This is a genomic window from Hydrogenophaga flava NBRC 102514 (assembly GCF_001571145.1).
In the GTDB taxonomy this organism is placed as follows: Bacteria; Pseudomonadota; Gammaproteobacteria; order Burkholderiales; family Burkholderiaceae_C; genus Hydrogenophaga; species Hydrogenophaga flava.
In genome coordinates this window covers 158,682-174,835 of sequence record NZ_BCTF01000003.1, presented here as the reverse complement: position 1 = coordinate 174,835, position 16,154 = coordinate 158,682, and the positions used below count along the sequence as shown (strand labels likewise).

The 16,154-nt window shown below is 66.2% G+C and carries 16 protein-coding genes; 4 read left to right on the top strand and 12 right to left on the bottom strand.

The window, feature by feature from the left end:
* Window positions 1-6: 6 nt before the first annotated feature.
* From HFL01S_RS04180 to HFL01S_RS04135, 10 genes are all read right to left on the bottom strand, one after another.
* Window positions 7-258 carry a hypothetical protein gene (locus tag HFL01S_RS04180; RefSeq protein WP_066255097.1) on the bottom strand — a complete coding sequence of 84 codons (252 nt, stop codon included), beginning with the start codon at window positions 256-258 and terminating at the stop codon, window positions 7-9.
* A gap of 35 nt (window positions 259-293) precedes the next feature.
* Window positions 294-1,715, bottom strand: coding sequence for a 3-isopropylmalate dehydratase large subunit (gene leuC / locus HFL01S_RS04175; protein ID WP_066255094.1), 1,422 nt, complete (start codon window positions 1,713-1,715; stop codon window positions 294-296).
* A gap of 31 nt (window positions 1,716-1,746) precedes the next feature.
* On the bottom strand, window positions 1,747-2,688 hold the full coding sequence (locus HFL01S_RS04170; protein ID WP_066255091.1) for a LysR family transcriptional regulator: 942 nt from the start codon (window positions 2,686-2,688) through the stop codon (window positions 1,747-1,749).
* A 138-nt stretch (window positions 2,689-2,826) separates the two neighbouring features.
* Window positions 2,827-4,137 carry a citrate synthase gene (locus HFL01S_RS04165; protein ID WP_066255089.1) on the bottom strand — a complete coding sequence of 437 codons (1,311 nt, stop codon included), beginning with the start codon at window positions 4,135-4,137 and terminating at the stop codon, window positions 2,827-2,829.
* An 18-nt stretch (window positions 4,138-4,155) separates the two neighbouring features.
* A complete protein-coding gene (locus tag HFL01S_RS04160) occupies window positions 4,156-4,452 on the bottom strand; it encodes an FAD assembly factor SdhE (protein WP_439648596.1) in 297 nt (98 codons plus the stop codon).
* Between the two features lie 10 nt (window positions 4,453-4,462).
* The gene (locus HFL01S_RS04155; protein WP_066255086.1) at window positions 4,463-5,167 is read right to left on the bottom strand and encodes a succinate dehydrogenase iron-sulfur subunit; all 705 of its coding nucleotides are present in this window, start codon (window positions 5,165-5,167) and stop codon (window positions 4,463-4,465) included.
* A gap of 31 nt (window positions 5,168-5,198) precedes the next feature.
* Entirely contained in the window at window positions 5,199-7,001 is a 1,803-nt protein-coding gene (sdhA, locus tag HFL01S_RS04150) for a succinate dehydrogenase flavoprotein subunit (RefSeq protein WP_066255083.1), read from the bottom strand.
* A 3-nt stretch (window positions 7,002-7,004) separates the two neighbouring features.
* A complete protein-coding gene (gene sdhD / locus HFL01S_RS04145) occupies window positions 7,005-7,370 on the bottom strand; it encodes a succinate dehydrogenase, hydrophobic membrane anchor protein (RefSeq protein ID WP_066255081.1) in 366 nt (121 codons plus the stop codon).
* Between the two features lie 23 nt (window positions 7,371-7,393).
* Complete coding sequence (sdhC, locus tag HFL01S_RS04140; RefSeq protein ID WP_066255080.1) at window positions 7,394-7,825, bottom strand: succinate dehydrogenase, cytochrome b556 subunit; 432 nt, start codon at window positions 7,823-7,825, stop codon at window positions 7,394-7,396.
* A 153-nt stretch (window positions 7,826-7,978) separates the two neighbouring features.
* Complete coding sequence (locus HFL01S_RS04135) at window positions 7,979-8,803, bottom strand: GntR family transcriptional regulator (RefSeq protein WP_066255077.1); 825 nt, start codon at window positions 8,801-8,803, stop codon at window positions 7,979-7,981.
* Window positions 8,804-8,992: 189 nt separating this feature from the next.
* Here HFL01S_RS04135 and HFL01S_RS04130 point away from each other — a divergent pair, with 189 nt between their 5' ends.
* The 4 genes from HFL01S_RS04130 (at window position 8,993) to HFL01S_RS04115 (ending at window position 14,371) form a co-directional block, all read left to right on the top strand.
* Window positions 8,993-9,979: a malate dehydrogenase gene (locus HFL01S_RS04130; protein ID WP_066255075.1), complete on the top strand. Its 987-nt coding sequence runs from the start codon at window positions 8,993-8,995 to the stop codon at window positions 9,977-9,979.
* A gap of 23 nt (window positions 9,980-10,002) precedes the next feature.
* On the top strand, window positions 10,003-10,986 hold the full coding sequence (locus tag HFL01S_RS04125; protein ID WP_245644729.1) for an HpcH/HpaI aldolase/citrate lyase family protein: 984 nt from the start codon (window positions 10,003-10,005) through the stop codon (window positions 10,984-10,986).
* A 41-nt stretch (window positions 10,987-11,027) separates the two neighbouring features.
* Window positions 11,028-13,625 carry a bifunctional aconitate hydratase 2/2-methylisocitrate dehydratase gene (gene acnB, locus HFL01S_RS04120; protein WP_066255069.1) on the top strand — a complete coding sequence of 866 codons (2,598 nt, stop codon included), beginning with the start codon at window positions 11,028-11,030 and terminating at the stop codon, window positions 13,623-13,625.
* Between the two features lie 149 nt (window positions 13,626-13,774).
* Window positions 13,775-14,371, top strand: coding sequence for a hypothetical protein (locus HFL01S_RS04115; RefSeq protein WP_066255065.1), 597 nt, complete (start codon window positions 13,775-13,777; stop codon window positions 14,369-14,371).
* A 13-nt stretch (window positions 14,372-14,384) separates the two neighbouring features.
* Here HFL01S_RS04115 and HFL01S_RS04110 read toward each other — a convergent pair whose 3' ends face one another.
* Both HFL01S_RS04110 and HFL01S_RS04105 read right to left on the bottom strand, forming a co-directional pair.
* Window positions 14,385-15,260: a Rossmann-like domain-containing protein gene (locus HFL01S_RS04110; RefSeq protein WP_066255061.1), complete on the bottom strand. Its 876-nt coding sequence runs from the start codon at window positions 15,258-15,260 to the stop codon at window positions 14,385-14,387.
* The gene (locus HFL01S_RS04105; protein ID WP_066255056.1) at window positions 15,257-16,084 is read right to left on the bottom strand and encodes a helix-turn-helix domain-containing protein; all 828 of its coding nucleotides are present in this window, start codon (window positions 16,082-16,084) and stop codon (window positions 15,257-15,259) included. Before HFL01S_RS04105 ends, HFL01S_RS04110 begins: the two co-directional genes overlap by 4 nt.
* Window positions 16,085-16,154: the final 70 nt, after the last annotated feature.

The following is a 16,154-nucleotide window of genomic DNA, read 5'->3' as shown; positions in this document are numbered from 1 at the left end:
GGGTGTTCAGTTGGTCGCGCCCTTGACGGCTTCGCCGGCTTTCTCCAGCCCGGAGCCGACCGCCTGGCCGGCGGACTTGCCGCCCTCGACGGCCTTGTCCTTGATCTCGATGGCCTTATCGACCACCACGTCCTTGACCTCGATGGCTTTGTCCTTGACAACGTGGGCGTCCTGCTTGACGCCTTGAACGGTGTTGGTGCTGCAGGCGGCCAGGGACATCAGGGTGGCGGTGACGAACAGGGTCTTGAACGGGGACATGAGGGACTCCTTGGGAAAGCGCTCGGGAATGGCGTTCAGGCGATGGTGCGGATGTCTACGAAATGGCCGTGGATCGCCGCGGCGGCGGCCATCGCGGGCGAGACCAGGTGGGTGCGACCGCCAGCGCCCTGGCGGCCTTCGAAGTTGCGGTTGCTGGTGCTGGCGCAGCGCTCGCCCGGCTCCAGCCGGTCGGCGTTCATGGCCAGGCACATCGAGCAGCCGGGCTCGCGCCACTCGAAGCCGGCGGCTTTGAAGATCTCGTGCAGGCCCTCGCGCTCGGCCTGGTCCTTCACCAGACCGGAGCCGGGCACGACCATCGCCAGCTTGATGTTCTTGGCGACCTTCTGGCCCAGCTTCTTCACGACCGCGGCGGCCTCGCGCATGTCCTCGATGCGGCTGTTGGTGCAGGAGCCGATGAAGACCTTGTCGACAAAGATGTCGGCCAGCGGCTTGCCCGGTTCGAGCGCCATGTAAGTCAGCGCACGCTCCATGGCGCCGCGCTTGCTGGCGTCCTTCTCCTTCTCGGGGTCGGGCACGCGGGCGTCCACGCCCAGCACCATCTCGGGCGAGGTGCCCCAGGTGACCTGCGGCAGAATCTGCGTGGCGTCGAGCTCGACCACGGCGTCAAAGTGCGCGCCGGCGTCGGAGTGCAGCGTCTTCCAGTAGGCGACGGCCTGGTCCCATTCGACACCGGTCGGGGCCAGCGGGCGGCCCTTGACGTACTCGATGGTCTTCTCGTCCACGGCCACCAGACCGGCGCGCGCGCCGCCTTCGATGGCCATGTTGCAGACCGTCATGCGGCCTTCCATGGACAGCGAGCGGATCGCGCTGCCGGCGAACTCGATGGTGTAGCCGGTGCCACCGGCGGTGCCGATCTTGCCGATGATGGCCAGCACGATGTCCTTGGCGGTCACGCCCTTGGCGAGCTGGCCTTCGACCTTCACCAGCATGTTCTTGGCCTTCTTGGCCAGCAGGGTCTGCGTGGCCATCACGTGCTCGACCTCCGAGGTGCCGATGCCGTGCGCCAGCGCGCCGAATGCGCCGTGGGTGGAGGTGTGCGAGTCGCCGCAGACCACGGTCATGCCGGGCAGGGTGGCGCCGTTCTCGGGGCCGATCACGTGCACGATGCCCTGGCGCTTGGACATGAAGGGGAAGAAGGCGGCGGCTCCGAATTCCTTGATGTTGCTGTCCAGCGTGGTGATCTGTTCTTTGCTGATCGGGTCGGTGATGCCGTCGTAGCCCAGTTCCCAGCCGGTGGTGGGCGTGTTGTGGTCGGCGGTGGCGACCACCGAACTCACGCGCCAGACCTTGCGGCCGGCCTGGCGCAGGCCCTCGAAGGCCTGCGGGCTGGTGACTTCGTGCACCAGGTGGCGGTCGATGTAGAGGACGGACGTGCCGTCTTCTTCCGTATGGACGACGTGTTCGTCCCAGATCTTGTCGTAGAGCGTGCGTGCCATGGGGTGGGGTTCTCCTGTGGGGCTTGAAATTCTAGGTCGGGGTGGCGGGCCCGGCGGCCTGTGTGGACAGGTGGTCCACCAGCAGCCGGGCACTGACGGGCAGGCTGGAAAAGTCGCGCGCCACCAGGTCGATGTGGCGCGTGGCCCAGTCGTCGGTGAGATCGACCGCCTGCAGATCGCCAGCGCCCTGCATCAGTTCGAAGGCGCGGCGAGGCATCAGGCCGACGCCCAGTCCGTTGTGGATCATGCGGCACATGGCGTCCAGGCCTGAGACGCGGATGCGCAGCCGGATGTTGCGGCCGCTGGCGGTGGCGGCGGCGTGCATGGCGCGGTAGATGGAGCTGTTGGCGTGCAGGCCGACGTGGTCCCATTCGAGGCTGTCGGCGAAGGCCATGGCCGTGTGCCTGGCCAGCGGATGGCGGGCCGGTACGATCAGCACCAGCCGGTCCTGGCGGTAGGGCAGGGTCTGCAGACCCTGGATCGGGTCGTCGCCTCCGACATGGCAGATGCCCAGGTCGGCCGCGCCTTCCTGCACCGCCCGCAGCACCTCGGTCGAGAGGTGTTCTTCGAGGTCGATCTTGATCGCGTCGTGCGCGCGGATGAATCCGCCCAGGTCCTCGGGCAGGAACTGCACCGTTGCCGAGATATTGGCGTGCACCCGCACATGGCCGCGCACGCCATCGGCGTACTCCGAGAGTTCGCCCTGCATCTTGTCGAGGCTGAACAGCACGGAGCGGGCGTGGTGCAGCAGGCTCTGGCCGGCCGGGGTGGGTGTGACGCCGCGCGCGTGGCGCATCAGCAGGGGCGTGCCGACCGTGGTCTCCAGATCCGACAGCCGCTTGCTGACCGCCGACGGTGCCATGAACTCGGTCTCGGCCGCCTTGCCGATGCTGCCGCGCTCGCACACCGCCACGAAGAGCTGCAGCGTGGTGAGGTCGAGTCGGCGGGTGAAGGCGCGGTCGGGGGTGTTCATTGGAGAGTCATCGCATATCAAGATGACTTTCAGTATTTTCCCTTGTTTGATGGTTGAATGGCATCGTGGTTGACGATGTCAGACCCCGCAAAAACAAAACCCGCCAGAGGCGGGTTTTGTGCGGCAAGGAAGGCTGGATCAGCGCTTGAAGCTGGCGGGGACGTCGCGGCGAGCCGAGCCCGTGAACAACTGGCGCGGACGGCCGATCTTGTACTCGGGGTCGGCCAGCATCTCGTTGAGCTGGGCGATCCAGCCGACGGTGCGGGCCAGAGCGAAGATGCCGGTGAACAGGCTGACCGGGATGCCAATGGCGCGCTGCACGATGCCGGAGTAGAAGTCGACGTTCGGGTAGAGCTTGCGGCTGACGAAGTACTCGTCTTCCAGCGCGATCTTTTCCAGTTCCTTGGCCAGCTTGAACAGCGGGTCGTTCTCCAGGCCCAGTTCGGCAAGCACCTCGTTGCAGGTTTCCTGCATCAGCTTGGCGCGCGGGTCGTAGTTCTTGTACACGCGGTGTCCGAAGCCCATCAGCTTGACGCCACTGTTCTTGTCCTTGACCTTCTCCATGAACTCGCCGACCTTGGAGACACCGCCCTGGCGCTGGATGTCTTCCAGCATGTTCAGGCAGGCTTCGTTGGCGCCGCCGTGGGCCGGGCCCCAGAGGCAGGCCACGCCGGCCGCGATGGCGGCGAACGGGTTGGTGCCCGACGAGCCGCACAGGCGGACCGTGGAAGTGGAGGCGTTCTGCTCGTGGTCGGCGTGCAGGATGAAGATGCGGTCCAGGGCCTTTTCCAGCACCGGGCTGACCTTGTAGTCCTCGCACGGCGTGCCGAACATCATGCGCAGGAAGTTGCCCGAGTAGCTCAGCTCGTTGCGCGGGTACATGTAGGGCTGGCCGACACCGTACTTGTAGGCCATGGCCACCAGCGTGGGCATCTTGGCGATCAGGCGGATCGCCGCGATCTCGCGGTGCTTCGGGTTGTTGATGTCGGTGCTGTCGTGATAGAAGGCCGACAGGGCGCCCACCAGACCGGTCAGCACGGCCATCGGGTGCGCGTCGCGACGGAAGCCGCGCAGGAAGAACTGCATCTGCTCGTTGACCATGGTGTGGTTGGTCACGAGCTTGTGGAAGTCGCCGCGTTCCGTTTCGTTCGGCAGTTCGCCGTTGAGCAGCAGGAAGCAGGTGTCGAGGTAGTCGGCCTGGGTGGCCAGTTGTTCGATCGGGTAGCCGCGGTACAGCAGCTCGCCCTTGTCGCCGTCGATGTAGGTGATGGCCGACTGGCAGGACGCCGTGGACAGGAAGCCGGGGTCGTAGGTGAACATGCCGGTCTGTGCATACAGCTTGCGGATGTCGATCACGTCCGGGCCGATGCTGCCGCCGTATACCGGCATCTCGACGCTGGGGCTGCCGTTGGAGAACGACAGGGTGGCTTTGTTGTCTACGAGTTTCATGCGGGTTCCTGGTAGAGGTTAATCGGGTCGTCGGGCAGCGCGAAGCATGCCCAGCACCTGAGTGACGTCGTCGCTGGCCTGATCGCCCTCGGGCTTCTTGCGGCCGAGCAACAGATCAAGCAGATCGTTGTCGGAGAGATCCATTAGAACCCCCAGAGCTTCGGCCTGCCTGACAGTCAAGCCAGTTTCGTGCCTGGCAAAGAACTGCTCGATGAACAGGTCGTTCTCGAGCAGTCCACGGCGGCAGCGCCAGCGCAGCTTGCTCAATGCCGGGGCATCGAGCAAGGCGTCACCGGGGCTGGCATCCATGGTCATAAACGCGGGATCAGACGGCGCGGCGCACCATCAGTTCCTTGATCTTGCCAATGGCCTTCGTCGGGTTCAGGCTCTTGGGGCAGACGTCCACACAGTTCATGATGGTGTGGCAACGGAACAGGCGGTACGGGTCTTCCAGGTTGTCCAGACGCTCGCTGGTGGCCTGGTCGCGGCTGTCGGCGATGAAGCGGTAGGCCTGCAGCAGCCCGGCGGGGCCAACAAACTTGTCGGGGTTCCACCAGAAGCTGGGGCAGCTGGTCGAGCAGCTGGCGCAGAGGATGCACTCGTACAGACCGTTGAGCTCTTCGCGCTCCTCGGGGCTCTGAAGGCGCTCGCGCTCGGGCGCCGGGGTCTCGTTGATCAGGTAGGGCTTGATCGAGTGGTACTGCTTGAAGAACAGCGTCATGTCCACGATCAGGTCGCGCACCACCGGCAGGCCGGGCAGCGGCTTGAGGACGATGTCGCCCTTGAGCGTGTTCAGGTTGGTCAGGCAGGCCAGGCCGTTCTTGCCATTGATGTTCATGGCGTCCGAACCGCACACGCCTTCGCGGCAGGAGCGGCGGAACGACAGCGTGGGGTCCACGGCCTTGAGCTTGACCAGGGCGTCCAGCAGCATGCGCTCGGTGCCGTCCAGTTCGACCTGGATGGTCTGCATGTACGGCTTGGCGTCCTTGTCCGGGTCGTAGCGGTAGATCTTGAAAGTGCGTTGTGCCATTTTTCAGTGTCCTTGTGTTCGCTGATTCCGGTCAGAAGGTGCGTGGCTTGGGCGGAACCGTCTCGGCCGTCAGGGGCTTCATGCGCACCGGCTTGTAGTCCAGCTTGTTGCCGTCCTGGTACCACAGGGTGTGCTTCATCCACTCGGCGTCGTTGCGGCCCAGCGGGCAGGTCGGGTGGTTGACGTCGTGCTCGTAGTCGCGCACCAGGTGGGCGCCGCGGCATTCCTTGCGGGCGGCCGCGCTGGTCATGGTGGCCTGGGCAGCTTCCATCAGGTTCTCGACTTCCAGCGCTTCGATGCGCGCCGTGTTGAACACCTTGGAGTTGTCCTTCAGACCGATGGCGGCGACACGGTCGCGCAGGGCGTTGATCTTCTGCACGCCAGCGTCCATCTTGTCTTGCGCACGGAACACGCCAGCGTGTTCCTGCATGATCGAACGCATGTCGTTGGCGACGTCCTGGGCGTATTCGCCGTTCTTGGCGTTGTCCAGGCGGGCCAGGCGGGCCAGGGTCTTGTCGGCGGCGTCCTTGGGCAGGTCCTTGTGTTCCTGCTTGGGGTTGACGTTGGCGATGATGTGGTTGCCGGCGGCCTTGCCGAACACCAGCAGGTCCAGCAGCGAGTTGGTGCCCAGGCGGTTGGCTCCGTGCACCGACACGCAGGAGCATTCGCCCACCGCGTAGAGGCCGTTGACCGGACGGTCTTCACCGTTGGCGCGCTCGACCACCTGACCGTGGATGTTGGTCGGGATGCCGCCCATCTGGTAGTGGATGGTGGGCACGACCGGGATCGGCTCGCGCGTCACGTCGACGTTGGCGAAGTTCACGCCGATCTCGTACACCGAGGGCAGGCGCTTGTGGATGGTGTCGGCTCCCAGGTGGTCCAGCTTCATGTGGATGTAGTCCTTGTTGGGACCACAGCCACGGCCTTCCAGGATTTCCTGGCCCATGCAGCGGGACACGAAGTCGCGCGGCGCCAGGTCCTTCAACGTGGGGGCATAACGTTCCATGAAACGTTCGCCGTTGCTGTTGAGCAGGATGGCGCCTTCGCCGCGGCAGCCTTCGGTCAGCAGCACGCCTGCGCCGGCGACGCCGGTGGGGTGGAACTGCCAGAACTCCATGTCCTGCAGCGCGATACCGGCGCGGGCGGCCATGCCCAGGCCGTCGCCGGTGTTGATGAAGGCGTTGGTGGAGGACTGGAAGATGCGGCCGGCACCACCGGTGGCCAGCAGCACGGTCTTGGCTTCCAGCACGTAGGTGTCGCCGGTTTCCATTTCGAGGGCGGTCACGCCCACGCAGTCACCGGAGGCATCGCGGATCAGGTCCAGCGCCATCCATTCCACGAAGAAGGTGGTTTTGGCGGACACGTTGGCCTGGTAGAGCGTGTGCAGCATGGCGTGGCCGGTGCGGTCGGCCGCGGCGCAGGCGCGCTGCACCGGCTTTTCGCCGTAGTTGGCGGTGTGGCCGCCGAACGGACGCTGGTAGATGGTGCCGTCGGGGTTGCGGTCGAACGGCATGCCGAAGTGTTCCAGCTCGTACACGACCTTGGGTGCTTCACGGCACATGAACTCGATGGCGTCCTGGTCGCCGAGCCAGTCGGAGCCTTTGACGGTGTCGTAGAAGTGGTATTCCCAGCTGTCTTCGCTCATGTTGCCCAGCGAGGCGGACACGCCGCCCTGCGCCGCCACAGTGTGCGAGCGGGTGGGGAAGACCTTGGAGAGCACGGCCACCTTGAGGCCGGCGCGGGCCAGCTGCAGGGAGGCACGCATGCCGGAGCCGCCGGCCCCGACGATGACCACGTCGAACTTGCGCTTGGAAAGGGATGCGGTGGTGGTCATGGATCAGAGTCTCCAGAGAACTTGAACAGCCCAGCCCAGGCAGGCCACGAGCCAGACGATGGTGAAGATGTGCAGTGCCAGACGGATGCCCGTGGGCTTGACGTAGTCCATCCAGATGTCGCGCATGCCGATCCAGATGTGATAGGCGATGGCGATGAAGACTGCGAAGGTCAGCGCCTTCATCCATTGCGGGGCGAAGATGCCCGCCCAGCCCTCGTAGCCCAGAGGACCGCTGGTGAGCAGCACCTTGGCCAGCACGATGAGGGTCAGCAGGGCGAAGAGCGCGCCGGTGATGCGTTGGGCGAGCCAGTCGCGCAGCCCGTAGTGGGCGCCGGTGACGACGCGTTTGGAACCGTAGTTGACGGACATGTTGGTTTCCTTCTTTCGCGGGATCAGTACAGGCCGAACAGCTTGGCGCCGAGGACCAGCGTCAGCCCGATCGACAGCACCAGTGTCACGATGGCGGAGGACTTGCCGAATTCCTTGCTCACGGCATGGTTGACGTCCATGTAGAGGTGGCGCAGGCCGGCGATCAGGTGGTGCAGGTAGGCCCAGATGATGGCCAGCACCACCAGCTTGAACAGCCAGCCGGGAACAAAGCCGATGCCGCCCGAGAAGGCTGCGCTGAAACGTTCGTAGGAGATTTCGGACGACACCGAGGTGTCGAACAGCCAGACGATCAGGGGCAGCAGGATGAACATCAGGCCGCCGCTGGCACGGTGCAGGATCGACACCCAGCCGGCCAGGGGCAGGCGGTAGGTGGTCAGGTCCTTGAAGGCGTTGATGTTGCGGAACTCGGGCCGCTTCTTGGTCAACTCGGTCATGGTGGGAGCTTTCTTCCGTGGGGGTTCGGGGTTGGAAGGGTGGCTTGTAACTCGGTGGTAACCCGGATTACAAACCTTCAAATTCTATTGCAACGCAGCATACCCAAGCCTGACATCTGGCCTTGATGTGTCGTGCTCCGGCGCGTTGGCGACTCAGTTCAGTTCGTTGTGGTAGTGCCGGGTTTCGGTTCGGTAGAGCCCGCGCCGCAGTTCCATCGGCACGTCGTTGTAGGTGTAGGCCAGCCGTTCCACGCTCAGCAGCGGGTGACCCACTTCGACCCCCAGCAGTGCGGCGGCGTCGGCATCGGCGGCCACCGCCTTGATCTTTTCGGTGGCGCGCACCATGCGCACGCCAAACTGTGTTTCGAACAGGGCGTACATGGGGCCCTTGTCGCTGGAGAGCGTTTCCAGGCTCAGTCCTTTGAATGGTGTGCCGGGCAGCCAGATGTCTTCCAGGATCGCGGGTGTGCCGGAGAAAGACAGCACCCGCCGGACCTGCACCAATGAGTCGCCGCCCTTGAGGTCGAGTTGCCTGGCCACCTCGGCCGGACCGCGCAGGCGGCGGCATTCGATGATGCGACGCTCGGCCGGGCCCTGGGCTTCCGGCGCGCTCGCGTCGGGCAGCACGCGCAGGAAGCGGTACTGGATGTGCTGTTCGGCGTGGGTGGCGACGAAGGTGCCCTTGCCCTGGCGGCGCACCAGCAGGTTGTCGGTGGCGAGCTCGTCGATGGCCTTGCGCACCGTGCCTTGGCTCACGCGGAAGCGGGCGGCCAGGTCGAATTCGCTGGGGATCATGTCCCCCGGCTTCCATTCACCCGCCTGCAGGCTGCGCAGGATCAGCGACTTGATCTGCTGGTACAGGGGGCTGAAGGCCGGTGTCGGTTGAAGAAGCGCTGCCGATTCGGTGCCTGCCGCATCGGCGGGGGCACGCGGGTCCTCCGGGGACAGGTCGGGCTGCGAAGGATGTGCGGAGGCCATGGTGTCGGTGGGTGAGCGGGCGAATGACCCAACGCCGTGGCCCGCTATTTTGAGTGTGCAATCATATCTTATATAAGACATAAGACAAATTGACGCCTACGGGTTTACGCGGGTACACTCGCGGGCTGTCCAAGGGGTCACGCCCCCCCGATTTTTCAACTTTCCAATGTCCCTTCTGGAGTTTTCACCATGAGCAAGAAGCCCGTCCGTGTTGCCGTCACCGGTGCCGCAGGTCAGATCGGTTACGCCCTGCTGTTCCGCATCGCCTCCGGCGAAATGCTGGGCAAGGACCAGCCCGTGATCCTGCAACTGCTGGAAATTCCGGACGAGAAGGCCCAGAACGCGCTCAAGGGCGTGATCATGGAACTGGAAGACTGTGCCTTCCCGCTGCTGGCCGGCATCGAAGCCCACTCCGACCCGATGACCGCCTTCAAGGACACCGACTACGCCCTGCTGGTCGGCGCCCGTCCCCGTGGCCCCGGCATGGAGCGCGCCGACCTGCTGGCCGCCAACGCCCAGATCTTCACCGCCCAGGGCAAGGCCCTGAACGCCGTGGCCTCGCGCAATGTGCGCGTGCTGGTGGTCGGCAACCCCGCCAACACCAACGCCTACATCGCCATGAAGTCGGCCCCGGACCTGCCGGCCAAGAACTTCACCGCCATGCTGCGCCTGGACCACAACCGCGCTGCCTCGCAGATCGCCGCCAAGATCGGCTGCGCCGTCGGCGACATCGAGAAGCTGGCCGTGTGGGGCAACCACTCGCCCACCATGTACGCCGACTACCGTTTCGCTACCGTGAACGGCAAGAGCGTCAAGGACACCATTAACGACCACGACTGGAACGCCAACACCTTCCTGCCGACCGTGGGCAAGCGCGGCGCTGCCATCATCGCCGCCCGCGGCCTGTCGTCGGCTGCTTCGGCCGCCAACGCCGCCATCGACCACATGCGCGACTGGGCCCTGGGCACCAACGGCAAGTGGGTCACCATGGGCATCCCGTCCAAGGGCGAGTACGGCATTCCGGCTGAAGTGATGTTCGGCTACCCCGTCACCTGCGAAGGCGGCGAGTACAAGATCGTCGAAGGCCTGCCCATCGACGCCTTCTCGCAAGAGTGCATCAACAAGACCCTGGCCGAGCTGGAAGGTGAGAAGGACGGCGTCAAGCACCTGCTCTGAGCTGGTAACCGCCTGGTAACTCCGTGAAACCTCACCCGCGCGACATCCTTGCTGGGGCCCAGGCCGGTGCATTTGCATTGCCGGTCTGCGACCACTACAGCGGTGTCGAGGCGCGGATGAGGAAGAGCCTGCAGCTGCAGGCCGAACTGAGTGCCGAGTTCGGCGCCTGCGTCTTCGATGTCACGCTGGACTGCGAAGACGGGGCGCCCGTCGGTGGTGAGGCCGAGCACGCGGCCCTGGTCACCGAGTTGGCGCAGGGCGCACCAGCGGGTGCCCGCGTCGCCGTCCGGGTCCACCCGGTGGACCATCCCCATTTCGACGCCGATGTGGCGACCATCGCGGGCCGCGCCGGTGCGCGCCTGTGCCACCTGATGGTGCCCAAGGTCGAGTCGCCGGCCGATGTGGAGCGCGCAGTGGCCGCAATGAACGCCGCCGGTGCCACCGCGCTGCCGCTGCACGTGCTGATCGAGTCGCCCGCTGCGGTGCACCGTTCGTTCGACATCGCTGCGCATCCTCGCGTCGCGTCGCTGAGCTTCGGACTGATGGACTTCGTCTCGGCCCACGGTGGGGCGATCCCCGCCACGGCCATGACCCTCGAAGGCCAGTTCAGCCACCCGCACGTGCTGCGCGCCAAGATCGAGATGGCCGCTGCCTGTCACGCGCACGGCAAAGTGCCTTCGCACAACGTGGTGACCGAGTTCAAGGACCTGGCCGCGCTGCAGAATGCAGCGCGCAAAGCTGCGACCGAGCTGGGCTACACCCGCATGTGGAGCATCCACCCGGACCAGATCAGGCCCATCGTCACGGCCTTTTCACCGACCGAGGCGGAAATTGACACCGCGCTGGCCATCGTCGAACGCGCCGAGGCCGCCGACTGGGCGCCGGTGCAGCACGAAGGCCGGCTGCACGACCGCGCCAGCTACCGCTATTACTGGCAAGTGATCGAGCGCGCGCACCAGACCGGGCATGCCCTGCCCGAGACTGTGCGTGGCTGGTTTCTTGCATGACTTTCGAAGACCAACCATCACCCACCCCACCGGAGAACGCCATGTCGACCTTCCTGACCGACTACCGCGCCCACGTCGCTGAACGCGCCGCCCTGGGCATCCCCCCGCTGCCACTCGATGCCAAGCAGGTCGCTGCCCTGATCGAACTGATCAAGAACCCGCCCGCCGGTGAGGACGCCTTCCTGCTGGACCTGCTGACGCACCGCGTGCCGCCGGGCGTGGACGACGCCGCCAAGGTCAAGGCCTCGTTCCTGGCCGCCGTGGCCCACGGTGACATCCAGGTCGGCCTGATCTCCAAGGCCAAGGCCACCGAGCTGCTCGGCACCATGGTGGGTGGCTACAACGTGCACCCGCTGATCGAGCTGCTGGACGACGCCGAAGTGGCGGGTGTGGCCGCCGAAGGTCTGAAGAAGACCCTGCTGATGTTCGACTTCTTCAACGACGTCGCCGAGAAGGCCAAGGCCGGCAACGCCAAGGCCAAGGAAGTCATGCAGTCGTGGGCCGACGCCGAGTGGTTCACCACCCGTCCCGAAGTGCCCAAGAGCATCACAGTCACCGTTTTCAAGGTGCCTGGCGAGACCAACACCGACGACCTCTCGCCCGCGCCCGACGCCTGGAGCCGCCCGGACATTCCGATGCACTACCTGGCGATGCTGAAGAACACGCGCCCCGACGCGGCCTTCAAGCCGGAAGAAGACGGCAAGCGCGGCCCGATGCAGTTCATCGAAGACCTGAAGAAGAAGGGCAACCTCGTGGCCTATGTGGGCGACGTGGTCGGCACCGGTTCTTCGCGCAAGTCGGCCACCAACAGCGTGATCTGGGCCACCGGCCAGGACATCCCGTTTGTGCCGAACAAGCGCTTTGGCGGCGTCACGCTGGGCGGCAAGATTGCCCCGATCTTCTTCAACACGCAGGAAGACTCCGGCGCGCTGCCGATCGAAGTGGACGTGAGCAAGCTGGAGATGGGCGACGTCATTGAAGTCATGCCCTACGACGGCAAGATCGTCAAGAACGGCGAGACCGTCACCGAGTTCAAGCTGCGCAGCGATGTGCTGTTCGACGAAGTGCGCGCCGGCGGCCGCATCAACCTGATCATCGGCCGCTCGCTGACCGCCAAGGCGCGCGAGTTCCTGGGCCTGCCCGCCAGCACGCTGTTCCGACTGCCGCAAGCCCCTGCCGAGACCAAGGCCGGTTTCACGCTGGCGCAGAAGATGGTCGGTCGCGCTGTCGGCCTGCCGGAAGGCCAGGGCGTGCGCCCCGGTACCTACTGCGAGCCCAAGATGACGACCGTCGGCTCGCAGGACACGACGGGCCCGATGACCCGCGACGAGCTGAAGGACCTGGCCTGCCTGGGCTTCTCGGCCGACCTGGTGATGCAGTCCTTCTGCCACACCGCCGCCTACCCGAAGCCGGTCGACGTGAAGACCCACCGCGAGCTGCCGGCCTTCATCAGCAGCCGCGGCGGCGTCTCGCTGCGCCCGGGCGACGGCGTGATCCACAGCTGGCTCAACCGCCTGCTGCTGCCCGACACCGTGGGCACCGGCGGTGACTCGCACACCCGTTTCCCGATCGGCATTTCCTTCCCGGCCGGCTCCGGCCTGGTGGCCTTCGGCGCCGCCACCGGCGTGATGCCGCTGGACATGCCCGAGTCGGTGCTGGTGCGCTTCAAGGGCCAGATGCAGCCCGGCGTCACCCTGCGCGACCTGGTGCACGCGATCCCCCTGTACGCCATCAAGGCCGGTCTGCTGACCGTGGCCAAGGCCGGCAAGAAGAACATCTTCTCGGGTCGCATCCTGGAAATCGAAGGTCTGCCCGACCTGAAGGTGGAACAGGCCTTCGAACTCTCCGACGCTTCCGCCGAACGCTCGGCCGCCGGCTGCACCATCAAGCTCAACAAGGAGCCGGTGCAGGAATACCTGAAGTCGAACGTGGTTCTGATGAAGAACATGATCGCCGACGGGTACGCCGACGCGAAGACGCTGGCGCGCCGCATCGAGAAGGTCGAAGGCTGGCTGGCCAAGCCCGAGCTGCTCGAAGCCGACAAGGACGCCGAATACGCCGCCGTGATCGAGATCGACCTGGCCGACATCACCGAGCCCATCGTCTGCTGCCCGAACGACCCGGACGACGCCAAGTTCCTGTCCGAAGTCGCCGGCACCAAGATCGACGAAGCCTTCATCGGTTCGTGCATGACCAACATCGGCCACTTCCGCGCGGCAGCCACCGTGCTGGGTGGCGCGCGCGACATCCCGGTCAAGCTGTGGGTGGCTCCGCCGACCAAGATGGACGCGGCCGAGCTGACCAAGGAAGGCCACTACGCCAACTTCGGCGCCGCCGGCGCCCGCACCGAAATGCCCGGCTGCTCTCTGTGCATGGGCAACCAGGCGCAGGTCCGCGAAGGCGCGACGGTGATCTCCACCTCGACCCGCAACTTCCCGAACCGCCTGGGCAAGAACACCAACGTGTTCCTGGGCTCGGCCGAGCTGGCCGCGGTGGCGTCCAAACTGGGCAAGCTGCCGACCAAGGAGGAATACCTCGCCGCCACCGGCGTGGTCACCGCCAAGGCCGACCAGATCTACAAGTACATGAACTTCGACCAGATCGAGGAGTACGTGGAGACCGCGAAGACGGTGGCCTGATCGGCATCCCTTCGATGAATGAAAGACGGCCCTTCGGGGCCGTTTTTTCTTGCAGGCGCCGGCTGGGCTCGCGGTGGCGCCGCTAACATCCGGCCCGGACGTGGCGGGACGTCTTGCCACGCCAATCAATACATCAGGAGGAATTCACAATGAACAAGCCATTCCGCTATACCGCACTGAGTCGTCGCCAGCTGGGACTGGGTCTGCTGTCCGGCATCGGGCTGGCGCTGGCCGGTTGTGGCGGTGGCGACGACGGCGATGACCAGCCGCTCTACACCGCCTTCAACGACCTGCGCGCCGGCATGACCCGGGACGATGTGCAGCGCCTGGTCAACCGGGCGCCGGTGTCCGGCACCTCGGCCTCGGTGCTGCGCTGGGAGACCGACACCGAGACCCTGGAGGTGACCTTCTCCGGCGACCGGATCGCGACGGCCCGCTGGACCGACCGCACCACCGGGCGCTCCTATCTGCGCACCTTCCGCTTCGCGGGCAATGGTGGTGGCGGGACCGGGACTCTCTACCAGGCCTTCCTGGCCCTGCGCCCTGGCATGACCCGGGGTGAAGTGATCCAGCGGGTGCCCGTGGCCGTGTCGCAGGGGGCCACCACCAGCCAGGTGCTGTGGATCGATGGTGAGGAGGCGCTGGGCGTTCGTTTCAATGGTTCCTCCGACGGTTCCACCATCACCTTTGCGCAATGGGGACTGTCGATTGCGGCGGGCAGCCGCAACGAAACGCGCACCTTCTGACCGGGTGTCCGTTTCAGGCTGGGCCGCCCGTGAGGGCTGCCCAGCCCGGCCAGCCGTCGCGCGCAATCGCAAACTTGCGACTGGCAGAACTCCACGACGCACCGGTGGCCATGGCCTCGGCGAAGGCGGCGCCATCGACCACCTGCGTGCCGCCCAACAGCGTCACGCCACGATCAAACAGCGCGTCTGGCCAGAGCCCAGCCGAGGGGCCGATGACGGCGAAGCGCGTGGCGTTCGGTGCCGCCGCCAGCATCTCGTCCAGAGAGTCGTTGAGCAGCATGGTCGAGGTGCCGACCACGGTGTTGCAGGCGGCCAGTGCCAAGCGGTCGAGCGTGATGTGCACCTTCGGAAAACGTTCCTGCTGCCGCGCCACCATCTCCGCGTTCATCTCCACCACGGTCAGGCGTCCGCCGGCTTCGTCGACACGCCGCACCAGCGGCGGGAAGAAGCCGATCATGCCCAGGTGGTCCTGTGGACCGAGCACCACATCGCCCAGCGAGTTGCCGGCCGGCGGTGGCGTGTAGCCGACGCGGCGCCAGACCGAGTCGGTCAGTGCGTTGACCGCGGCCAGCGCGACCGCGCGTTCCACCTCGTCGCCACTGGCCAGCCGCTGCGCCAGCGCCATCGGGTCGGCGTCCGCCAGTGCGTTGTGGCGGTCGCTGCCGTGCCGCGCAAGCAGATGGTCGAGCGTGCCCCCGAGCAGGATGTAGGACAGACCGAAGGCGCCGTCCCCCAGCTCGATGGCGCAGAACTCGGCGTCGTGTTCGCCCGGTTCGCCGGGGCGCCGCGGGATGTGCAGGCGCCGGACCTTGGGACTCGGCCATCGGGTGGCGATGGCGGCGAGCTGCTGGAGCAGGGCGGCGGCGATCGGAGGCCGGTTCGGTTTCACGCGGCCATGGTAGCCGCGAGGGCGCGCAGCGCCTGCGCCGTCGCCTCGTCGCCGGGGAAGAAGGTTTCCAGCGCCAGTTCCTGCAAGGTGATGTCGGTGGGCGAGCCGAACACGGTGGTGGTGCTGATCAGGTGCAGCACGCCGGCCGGTGTGTGGACCAGGAAGGGCATCAGCACTCCCGGGTGTTCGCCGGCCAGGCGCGCCGCCGACCCGGGCGTCTGGCCCGGGTAGGCGCGCAGCTCGGCGAGCAGGTCTGCCAGTGCCTCGTCACCGGTGGCGCGGATCTGCTGCTGCAATCGCGCGAACAGGTGCTCGCGCCACTGGTCGAGATTGGCGATGCGCGGCGCCAGGCCACCCGGGTGCAGGCTCACGCGCAGCAGATTGACTGGTGGTTGCAGCAGGGCCGGGTAGACGCCGCTCAGCAGCGGCGCGACCATGCGGTTGGACAGCACCATGTGCCAGTGGCGGTCGAAGGCCACCGCGGGCCAGGGTTCGTGGCTGTCCAGGATGTGCTGCACCGCGCGCCGCGCCGCATCCATCGACGGCTCGTCCAGCCGTTGTTCGCGGTACATGGGGGCGTAGCCGGCCGCCACCAGCCACGCATTGCGATCGCGCAGCGGCACCGCCAGCCGCTCGCACAGGCGCAGCACCAGCTCGCGGCTGGGGCTGGCCTTGCCGGTTTCGACACAGCTCAGGTGGCGGGTCGAGAGCTCGGCGTCCAGGGCAAGGTCCTGCTGGCTGAGGCGGCGCAGCTGGCGCCAGTGGCGCAGGTGGTCGCCGACCGAGAGGCGGCGGCTGGCGTGGGGAAGGGCGGCGTTCGACATGGGCGCATGGTAGGCCCGGACGCCGCGCGAACCATGACCTGCGAGGTCATGGACGCCATGTCCTGGCGCG

Bases quoted from the DNA above. Each gene is read 5' to 3' on its own strand.
- HFL01S_RS04165 (WP_066255089.1), bottom strand. From the start codon at position 4,137: ATGAAACTCGTAGACAACAAAGCCACCCTGTCGTTCTCCAACGGCAGC.
- sdhC (WP_066255080.1), bottom strand. From the start codon at position 7,825: ATGACCGAGTTGACCAAGAAGCGGCCCGAGTTCCGCAACATCAACGCC.
- HFL01S_RS04170 (WP_066255091.1), bottom strand. From the start codon at position 2,688: ATGAACACCCCCGACCGCGCCTTCACCCGCCGACTCGACCTCACCACG.
- sdhD (WP_066255081.1), bottom strand. From the start codon at position 7,370: ATGTCCGTCAACTACGGTTCCAAACGCGTCGTCACCGGCGCCCACTAC.
- leuC (WP_066255094.1), bottom strand. From the start codon at position 1,715: ATGGCACGCACGCTCTACGACAAGATCTGGGACGAACACGTCGTCCAT.
- HFL01S_RS04180 (WP_066255097.1), bottom strand. From the start codon at position 258: ATGTCCCCGTTCAAGACCCTGTTCGTCACCGCCACCCTGATGTCCCTG.
- sdhA (WP_066255083.1), bottom strand. From the start codon at position 7,001: ATGACCACCACCGCATCCCTTTCCAAGCGCAAGTTCGACGTGGTCATC.
- HFL01S_RS04105 (WP_066255056.1), bottom strand. From the start codon at position 16,084: ATGTCGAACGCCGCCCTTCCCCACGCCAGCCGCCGCCTCTCGGTCGGC.
- HFL01S_RS04135 (WP_066255077.1), bottom strand. From the start codon at position 8,803: ATGGCCTCCGCACATCCTTCGCAGCCCGACCTGTCCCCGGAGGACCCG.
- HFL01S_RS04160 (WP_439648596.1), bottom strand. From the start codon at position 4,452: ATGACCATGGATGCCAGCCCCGGTGACGCCTTGCTCGATGCCCCGGCA.
- acnB (WP_066255069.1), top strand. From the start codon at position 11,028: ATGTCGACCTTCCTGACCGACTACCGCGCCCACGTCGCTGAACGCGCC.
- HFL01S_RS04115 (WP_066255065.1), top strand. From the start codon at position 13,775: ATGAACAAGCCATTCCGCTATACCGCACTGAGTCGTCGCCAGCTGGGA.
- HFL01S_RS04130 (WP_066255075.1), top strand. From the start codon at position 8,993: ATGAGCAAGAAGCCCGTCCGTGTTGCCGTCACCGGTGCCGCAGGTCAG.
- HFL01S_RS04155 (WP_066255086.1), bottom strand. From the start codon at position 5,167: ATGGCACAACGCACTTTCAAGATCTACCGCTACGACCCGGACAAGGAC.